The sequence below is a fragment of the Paraburkholderia ultramafica genome, assembly GCF_902859915.1.
In the GTDB taxonomy this organism is placed as follows: Bacteria; Pseudomonadota; Gammaproteobacteria; order Burkholderiales; family Burkholderiaceae; genus Paraburkholderia; species Paraburkholderia ultramafica.
In genome coordinates this window covers 1-7929 of sequence record NZ_CADIKK010000085.1, presented here as the reverse complement: position 1 = coordinate 7929, position 7929 = coordinate 1, and the positions used below count along the sequence as shown (strand labels likewise).

The 7929-nt window shown below is 59.8% G+C and carries 5 protein-coding genes; 1 reads left to right on the top strand and 4 read right to left on the bottom strand.

What is annotated here, in order from left to right:
• Positions 1 to 329 precede the first annotated feature (329 nt).
• The 4 genes from HV744_RS35695 to HV744_RS35680 all read right to left on the bottom strand — a co-directional run bounded on the left by HV744_RS35695 (position 330) and on the right by HV744_RS35680 (position 6003).
• Complete coding sequence (locus HV744_RS35695; RefSeq protein ID WP_175153956.1) at positions 330 to 791, bottom strand: MarR family winged helix-turn-helix transcriptional regulator; 462 nt, start codon at positions 789 to 791, stop codon at positions 330 to 332.
• 299 nt (positions 792 to 1090) lie between these two features.
• The gene (locus HV744_RS35690) at positions 1091 to 4189 is read right to left on the bottom strand and encodes an efflux RND transporter permease subunit (RefSeq protein ID WP_175153955.1); all 3099 of its coding nucleotides are present in this window, start codon (positions 4187 to 4189) and stop codon (positions 1091 to 1093) included.
• Positions 4186 to 5307 carry an efflux RND transporter periplasmic adaptor subunit gene (locus tag HV744_RS35685; protein WP_175153954.1) on the bottom strand — a complete coding sequence of 374 codons (1122 nt, stop codon included), beginning with the start codon at positions 5305 to 5307 and terminating at the stop codon, positions 4186 to 4188. Before HV744_RS35685 ends, HV744_RS35690 begins: the two co-directional genes overlap by 4 nt.
• A gap of 78 nt (positions 5308 to 5385) precedes the next feature.
• On the bottom strand, positions 5386 to 6003 hold the full coding sequence (locus tag HV744_RS35680; protein ID WP_175153953.1) for a TetR/AcrR family transcriptional regulator: 618 nt from the start codon (positions 6001 to 6003) through the stop codon (positions 5386 to 5388).
• Positions 6004 to 6089: 86 nt separating this feature from the next.
• Here HV744_RS35680 and HV744_RS35675 point away from each other — a divergent pair, with 86 nt between their 5' ends.
• Positions 6090 to 7592 (top strand): efflux transporter outer membrane subunit, encoded by a 1503-nt coding sequence (locus tag HV744_RS35675; protein ID WP_175153952.1) that lies wholly within the window; start codon positions 6090 to 6092, stop codon positions 7590 to 7592.
• Positions 7593 to 7929: the final 337 nt, after the last annotated feature.

Here is a 7929-nt window from a genome sequence, read left to right as displayed (position 1 = left end):
GCGACATTAGATTAGCGCATGCTCGACGTATAAAACTCGATCGACCCGACCTATAATCGCGCGCTCGGTGGCAAAAATGGTGTTTCCACACACTCTCGACCCACAGCCGACATCGAACCCGGGGTTGCCTAACCGGCAGCTTCTAGGTGCGCTGCGGCCATTCATCCCTCCGAGTCGGTCAGCATGTCCCTGACCATCTTGGTAACTCCAGTGGAGTCACCTGGCTATCTCTCGAATGCTTCGGCTACCGGTGCCACTGCTTCATTTCAATCTGTCCGTGCCTGCTTGCAGCGGTGGTCTCATGCTGTTGTCGCAATTCATCTGAATGCTTAGTCTTCGGATGAGCGTACCGTCGCGTCGCCGACGACCACTCCTCTAAGCCTCTCCCGTAGCGTCGTGACATTTGCCACGCCGTTCAGTCGCTCGAACTCCTGTTGCGCTTCCCTCCAGTGCGGGGCCGCTCTTTTGTGCAGGCGTCGTCCTTCTTCGGTGAGCGCGATAACGCGGCTTCGGCCTTCCGTGGGCGACTGCTTGATCGTGACGAAGCCGTCGCGCTCAAGGAAGCCGACCATCTTTCCCATCGCCGTCCGTTCGATATCGAGCCGTTCGGCAAGGGCGTTGACTGCGGCACTTCCCACCTCGTCCAGGGCCGCCAGGGTGAGAAATTGCGTGATGCGCAGGCCCACGGGCTCAAGATGACTGTCATAGAGGCGGGAAATCTGCCTGCTCGCCTTCCTTACGGCGAAGCAGTTGCATTGATCGATCCCAAGCGGCTGGCTAACCGGCAACATCTTCTTCCACTCCTGATTTCGGTTGATTGCTCGTGCGCCACGCCTATTGCGTCACGCCAAGGTACGACGACATGTTTCGATGAAAGTCGACGCTGAAAGCACGGGCGTCCGGGTGGTCCACGCGCCTCATGTCTCGCTCCCGAAGCCGACTCTCGTCATGAGTTCCCAACGCGTAAGGGCCAAACCGGCGCGGCCAACCGCCATTGGCGCACGCCGTAGTTGTCCTGAAGGGGTAAGCCTCACGCCTGCAGATCGTATGGTGGACACCCGGAAATAGCCATGCTCGATGGCAACGATGTCTACGAAACGGTACTTTCGCTCAGATCAAGGACGACCCCAGCTTCCGATGTATCGGGCCTGATCTTGAACCAGATGGAGTACATCGCGGGGAGGAACACCAGAGTCATGATAGTGCCCGCGAACGTCCCTCCAATCAGCGTGTAGGCTAGTGTGCCCCAGAACACGGAATGGGTGAGTGGGATGAAAGCGAGCATCGCGGCGAGCGCAGTCAAAATGACCGGCCGGGACCGCTGGATCGTCGCCTCTACCACCGCATGGAACGGCGACATCCCCTCCCGGGTGTTATGCTCGATCTGTCCGATGAGGATCAGGGTATTGCGCATCAATATGCCCGAAAGCGCGATCAATCCCACCAGTGCGTTGATCCCGAACGGCTGATTGAACAGGAGCAGTGTGGGAACCACGCCAATCAGGCCGAGCGGACTGGTCGCAAACACCATGATGGTGGCGGCGATCGACCGTGTCTGGAAGATGATGATCAGCAACGTGAGCGCTATCATGATCGGAAACAGCGGCACGAGCGCCTTCGTCGCCTTGCCCGATTCTTCTATCGAGCCGGCTTCCTCGATCCGGTAACCATCCGGCAGCTTCGCAATAACCGGCTGCAGCTTCGCCAGCATCGCAGTCGACACATCCGGCGGCTGCAGTCCCTCAGCAATGTCGCCACGAACCGTGATGGTCGGCGTGCGATCGCGACGGCGCAAGATCGGATCTTCCATGCGGATATCGACCTTACCTACCTGGGACAACGGCACGCGTTGACCCGCCGCACCGACGAGCGTGAACCCATTGATCCGATCCGGATCGAGCCGGATATCACCGGCCGATCTCGCGACCACCTCGACAGAGCGAATATCTTCGCGCACATCGGTGATCGGTATTCCGGTCAGCAGGAACTGCAACTGCTGGCCGACGGCACTGGAAGTCAATCCGACAGCCGCAAGTCGATCCTGATCCAGCGTGAAGTGAAGCGTCGGAACGCGCGGACCCCAGTCGGTATTCACGGTTTGCATCATGGGACTGGCGCTCATGACGCCCTCGACCTGCGCGGAGATAACTCGCAGAGTGTTGGCATCTGGGCCCATTACGCGGAAAGCGACCGGATACGGAGAATAAGGGCCGAACACCAGTTGCGTAACGCGTACCTGTGCGCCAGGCACCAACCCTTCGGCCACGGCCTTGCGCAAACGAAACTTCAGGGCCTCCCGCTCCTTCTCGTCATCGGTGCGTACCACAATCTTTGCAAAGGACGGATCCGGAAGCTCCGGAGACATCGCCAGATAGAAGCGAGGCGCGCCCTGCCCGATGTATGACGTCACAATTTTTGCGTCTGACTGTTTTGCAAGCCAGGCCTCAACCTTGGTCGTGGCAGCAGTGGTTTGCTCAATGGAGGTGCCATAAGGCATCTGGACCTCGACCAGCACTTCAGGGCGATCGGAGGTCGGGAAGAACTGCTGCTTCACCACACTCATTCCCAGTACAGCCACCACGAAGGACGCCAGCACGATCCCCGCGACGAGCCACTTGCGCTGGACCACACGTACCAGGATTCGGCGAAAACGCTGGTAATTCGGGGTGTTATAAATCGCCTCGTGACCCCCTTCGATTTTTTGGATGTCGGGTAATAACTTGACGCCGAGGTACGGCGTGAAGACGACAGCAACGATCCACGATGTGATCAGCGCAATACCAACGATCCAGAACATGTTGCTGGTGTACTCGCCGGCCGTCGAGCGGGCAAAGCCATTGGGCATGAAACCCACCGCCGTGACCAGAGTGCCCGAGAGCATGGGGGCCGCTGTATGGCTCCATGCATACGCGGACGCCTGCACGCGACTATATCCCTCCTCCATCTTCACGACCATCATCTCAATGGCGATAATGGCATCGTCGACGAGCAGGCCTAACGCAAGGATCAGTGAGCCCAGCGTGATACGGTCGAAATTCTTCCCACTTGCAGCCATCACGATGAATACGCCCGCGAGCGTCAGTGGCACGGCCGCAGACACCACGATGCCGACGCGCCATCCCATGCTTGCGAAGCTGACCACCATAACGACGAGCAGCGCGACGAAGAACTTGATCATGAACTCGTCGACCGCGGAATGGATGTTGACGGCCTGGTCAGTCACTTTCGACAAAGTCATGCCCACCGGCAGCCCGCCGTTGATTGCCGCCACTTCCTTGTCGAGCGCCTGCCCCAGATTCAGTCCGTTCCAGCCGTCGCGCATGACGACCCCGAGGAGCAAGGCCGGCTCGCCGTTGTTGCGGATCTGGAAGGTGGCCGGATCCTCATAGCCTCGCTCAACGGTGGCCACGTCGGCAAGCTTGAGCGTGCGTCCCTGGACCACGATGGGCGTGTCCCGGATCTTCTGCAACTTGTCGAAAGCGCCCTCGACGCGGATGAAAACCTGCGCTCCGGCGGTATCGATCGACCCGGCCGGTGTCAGGACGTTCTGGCTGTTCAGCGCCGCGAAGATGTCCTGCGGGGTCACGCCAAGCGTCGCCAGCCGATCGTGTGAAAACGAGACATAGATACGTTCAGCCTGCTCGCCGATGATGTTGACCTTCTTCACGCCCGCAACGTGCAGGAGGCGCTGGCGCAGATCTTCCGCGTCCCGGACGAGCAACCGTTCGGGCTGCCCTTTCGCCTTCAGCGCAAACAATGCAAAGGTGACGTCCGAGTACTCGTCGTTCACGAGCGGCCCGATCACGCCTCGTGGCAGATTGTTCGCCTCGTCGGAGAGTTTCTTGCGCGCCTGGTAGAACTCTTCCGGGACCTCGGCTGGCGGGGTACTGTCCAGCAAGGTCACCGTCGTGAATGCCAGACCCGGACGCGTGTAGGTCTCCGTCCGGTCGTACCAGCGCAGCTCCTGCATGCGCTTCTCAAGCGGTTCGGCCACCTGGTCCTGCATCTCCTGCGCAGTTGCGCCCGGCCATGCCGTGATGACCGTCATGGTCTTGACAGTAAAAGGTGGATCCTCCGCCCGTCCTAGCTTGAAAAAGGCAACGACGCCCGCAACAGAGATCAGGATGATCAGAAAGAGGGTGACAGAGCGCTCGCGGACGGCGAGCGCTGACAGATTGAACCCGCTCATTGCTGTTCTCCTTCGCGGGTGACCAATGCCGTGGCCAGTCCGTCATCGATGAGGCGCACCTTTTCGCCGTCGTGGATCAGCTGGGCCCCGAGAGCGATCACGCGATCACCCTCGTGAAGGTCACCGGTGACCCTTGCCGTGTCATCGCTCAAGCTTGCGACATGGACCTTGTGCCACGACGCGTGGGCCGGCGCTCCCTCGATCGTCCACACGCCAACGCCCGTGCCGGGATCGAATAACGCGCCGCTCGGGACTTCCATGGCGCGTTCGGTCTGCGTGGCATCAGCGGGAAGGTTAATCGTCACCGTAGCACCGAGCGGTGCGTCGGCAAGCGCACCACCGAGTACGTATCTCGCCTCATAGGTACGCGTCAGCCGGTCTGCGGAATCCGAGAGCTGCCGCAGAGTCGCTGAGCTACCCTTGCTGTCACTGCCGTAAAGCGTTGCCTGAGCAGTCGAACCGGGTGCGGGGCGAAGCGTTTCCGGCAGTTGAGCGATTGCTTCACGGGGGCCCGCGTGCGCCAGACGCACTACAACCTGGCCGGCGCTCACGACATGGCCCGGCTCAGCAAGGGTCTCGACGATCACGCCGTCGGAATCGGCGACCAGTACGGCATAACCCGATGCGTTATTCGCAAGGTCAGCCTGTGCCTTGGCAGCAATGAGCTGGGCCTTCGCAGAATCGGCGGCCGCCTTGAGCTGCTCATACGTCGAAGCCGATACAGCTCCCGCGGCCACGAGGTCGCGGTACCGGGCCTCATCGTCAGCGGTCTGCGTGGCTCGAGCCTGTGCGGCGTCCACCAGCTTCTGCTCCGAACGGGCCTGCAACCCGAGATCAACCGGATCGATGCGCATCAAAGGCTGGCCGCGCTTGACCGTCTGCCCGGCGTCAACCAGACGTTCGACAACTTTCCCCTGAACCCGGAAACCCAAGTCACTTTGAACGCGAGCGCCCACGACCCCCGTGAATGAGCGGCTGGCCCCCGGGGCGTAGTGGATAACGCTCGCACGTACCAGCGGAGCTTCGGTACGCGGATCAGAGACATGCCTGTCGCCACATGCCGCAAGGGCGATCGACGTCAGGCTGAGTGTGAATACGAAATAACGGCGCCAAAACATGAGGACTCTCCTTGCGACGAGTAAGTGTCCTCATTCTGATTCTAGTGACCAAATTAGTCAATGGTCACAAACAAAATATCACGGCGCCAGACTTCTGAGCACAAGATTTGAAAGCTGCACCGTTGCGTCTTCCGCAGAATCCAGGTTGTATTGCAGCAGCAGCGGGTTGATGTACGGCCTCATCACCAAAAAGATTGCATTCACAGTCTCGTCCAGAGGGGTCTTGCGCTCAAATTCACCGGATTCGCGTCCCTGGAGCACAATCTGCGTCAAAAGATCCTGTATTCGCGCTTCATAGCCTCCAACCGATGGCCACGGTTCGGCCGCGGCAACTGCAGCGATATCGTAGAGCTTGCGATCCGCGAAAAAGAGTTCGCTGCCAGCAGTCAGCAACGTCTTGAACATACGGCGAAATTTCTCAGTCGCACCGTACGGTTCGGCGACGGCTTCATTAACTGCAGCGATGATGGCTGCAAGCCGGTTCGCACAGATCACCTCGCCGATGGCCTGCTTCGAATCGAAGAACTTATAAATATAGGCTTTCGAGAAACCGATTGCCTTCGCGAGGTCTGAAACCGTTGTCTTCTCATAACCGTAGCGACTGAAGTAGTCCGTCGCCGCGTCGACAATCTGGGCGCGAACCTCATGCTCCGTGGGGCCACGGGACGGCTGTGGGGATGGGATGGGCTTGTTCATATCGAAAGCTTAGCCTCCAGGAAGATGATTGACAACTAGTGACCATATTGTATATTAGTCACAACGCTACAACTTCCGAGTCGATCATGCCTTCACATTTCCGCCCCCTTCTCCTGCTCTCCGCCGCAGTCCTTTCAGCCTGCACAGTAGGTCCAGACTACCGCAAGCCGACCGCCCCACTGCCAGCCACCTATATGTCGCAGCCGACCACCAATGCTGGCGCCGCTGCCCCTGCGGCGGACCTGTCCGCCTGGTGGGAGCAGTTCAATGATCCCCTTCTGACGCGCTACGTTTCTCTAGCCCTTTCAGAAAATCTGGACCTCGCTCAGGCAGTTGCGCGTATCGATCAGGCCCGTGCACGTCTGGGCGCGGCGGACGCGGCGCTTCTCCCCTCGGCGACGGTTACTGGCTCGGCAGCCAGAGCTTACCAGTCGGTCGATACGCCAGTAGGCCAGTTGCTCAATGCGACACCGAATTACCAGCGCTGGGGCAGCGAGTATCAAACCAACCTCGAAGCCGGCTGGGAAATCGACATATTTGGCGGACTGCGTCGGCAACGTGAAGCTGCGCTCGCAGACTATTCAGCCACCCGGGCGGCAGCCGTCGCTACCAGACTTGCCGTCGCAGCGCAGACGGCCGACGTCTACGTCACGATCAGGGGCATTCAGTCCAGGCTTGACATTGCCAATCATCAGGTGAAAACACAGGAAGACCTGGTCGCCAATGTGAAGCTGCTGTACGCGAAAGGGATTGCGGCCGACTATCAGGTCCAACAGGCCCAAGGTGAACTCGACCAGGTTAAAGCGACGGTTCCAGTCCTGAATGCAGGCCTGGATGCAGCTTTGAATGCGCTCGATGTCATGCTCGGCTCGCCGCCGGGCACGCATCGGGCGGAGTTGGCCAGTGCTGCCCCCATTCCGTCTGTGCCGTCCATTTCAGATATGGGGACGCCAGCAGACCTGCTGCAACGACGTCCCGATCTGATTGCGGCCGAGCGTCATCTGGCCGCCACCAATGCGCAGATAGGCGCAGCAATCAGTGAGTATTATCCAAAATTCTCGCTCAGCGCGATGTTGGGAAGCGCTACTGCTGTTTCGGCGGGAACACTCTTTACCGGCGGCGCCACGCAGGCTGCCGGCCTCATGGGATTGCGCTGGCGACTGTTTGACTTTGGCCGCATCAACGCGCAGGTCAACGAGGCCAAAGGAGCAGATGCGGAGGCGCTCGCAGCCTACCGCCTGGCCGTACTTCGTGCCACAGAGGATGTTGAAAATTCTCTCTCGTCACTCGTGAACCGCGAGGCACAGGCGGCCACCCTGTTGCACGCCGAATCGTCCCTGTTGAGGGCAAGGGATTCCTCGATGGCAGCTTACCGTGACGGCGCCGCGAGTCTGATTGATGTATTGCACGCCGACGAGACTGTGCTGCAGGCGTCAGACACGAGAGCTCAGGCACAGACGGAATCTGCCCGTGCGGCCATCTCGACGTTCAAGGCGCTTGGCGGCGGCTGGAATCCGGAATCGCTGGTACTGCAAAAGTCTTCACCGGCGGCATCCGGTCCAAAAATCGTATCAGCGGCCGGCTCCTGAATTGCGGTCCATCACATCGGTGCGCATGATTGCGGCAAAAGCAGGCGATTGAGATTCCCTTAGACGAATGACCTGTTTGAAGCGGCGAGTTGGCATAGCAAGGTCGAGGGACGAACGTCCGCTAAATCCCAGAAGCAGCGTTCGTCTTTGACACCCAGATCGCCGGTTACGGGGGCGGAGCCGACGTTCGAAGGTCCGAGGGACGATGCATGTGAATGGCGGCTTGTGGCCGATGGACTAAACCGCTCGCGCGGTAGGGGCTACGGTCAGACGCCGGTGGTCAGGGAGAGGCCGGCATCGCGGTTCCGTATGTTGGCGAATGAGGCAACCCGCCTCG

Bases quoted from the DNA above. Each gene is read 5' to 3' on its own strand.
- HV744_RS35690 (WP_175153955.1), bottom strand. From the start codon at position 4,189: ATGAGCGGGTTCAATCTGTCAGCGCTCGCCGTCCGCGAGCGCTCTGTC.
- HV744_RS35675 (WP_175153952.1), top strand. From the start codon at position 6,090: ATGCCTTCACATTTCCGCCCCCTTCTCCTGCTCTCCGCCGCAGTCCTT.
- HV744_RS35680 (WP_175153953.1), bottom strand. From the start codon at position 6,003: ATGAACAAGCCCATCCCATCCCCACAGCCGTCCCGTGGCCCCACGGAG.
- HV744_RS35685 (WP_175153954.1), bottom strand. From the start codon at position 5,307: ATGTTTTGGCGCCGTTATTTCGTATTCACACTCAGCCTGACGTCGATC.
- HV744_RS35695 (WP_175153956.1), bottom strand. From the start codon at position 791: ATGTTGCCGGTTAGCCAGCCGCTTGGGATCGATCAATGCAACTGCTTC.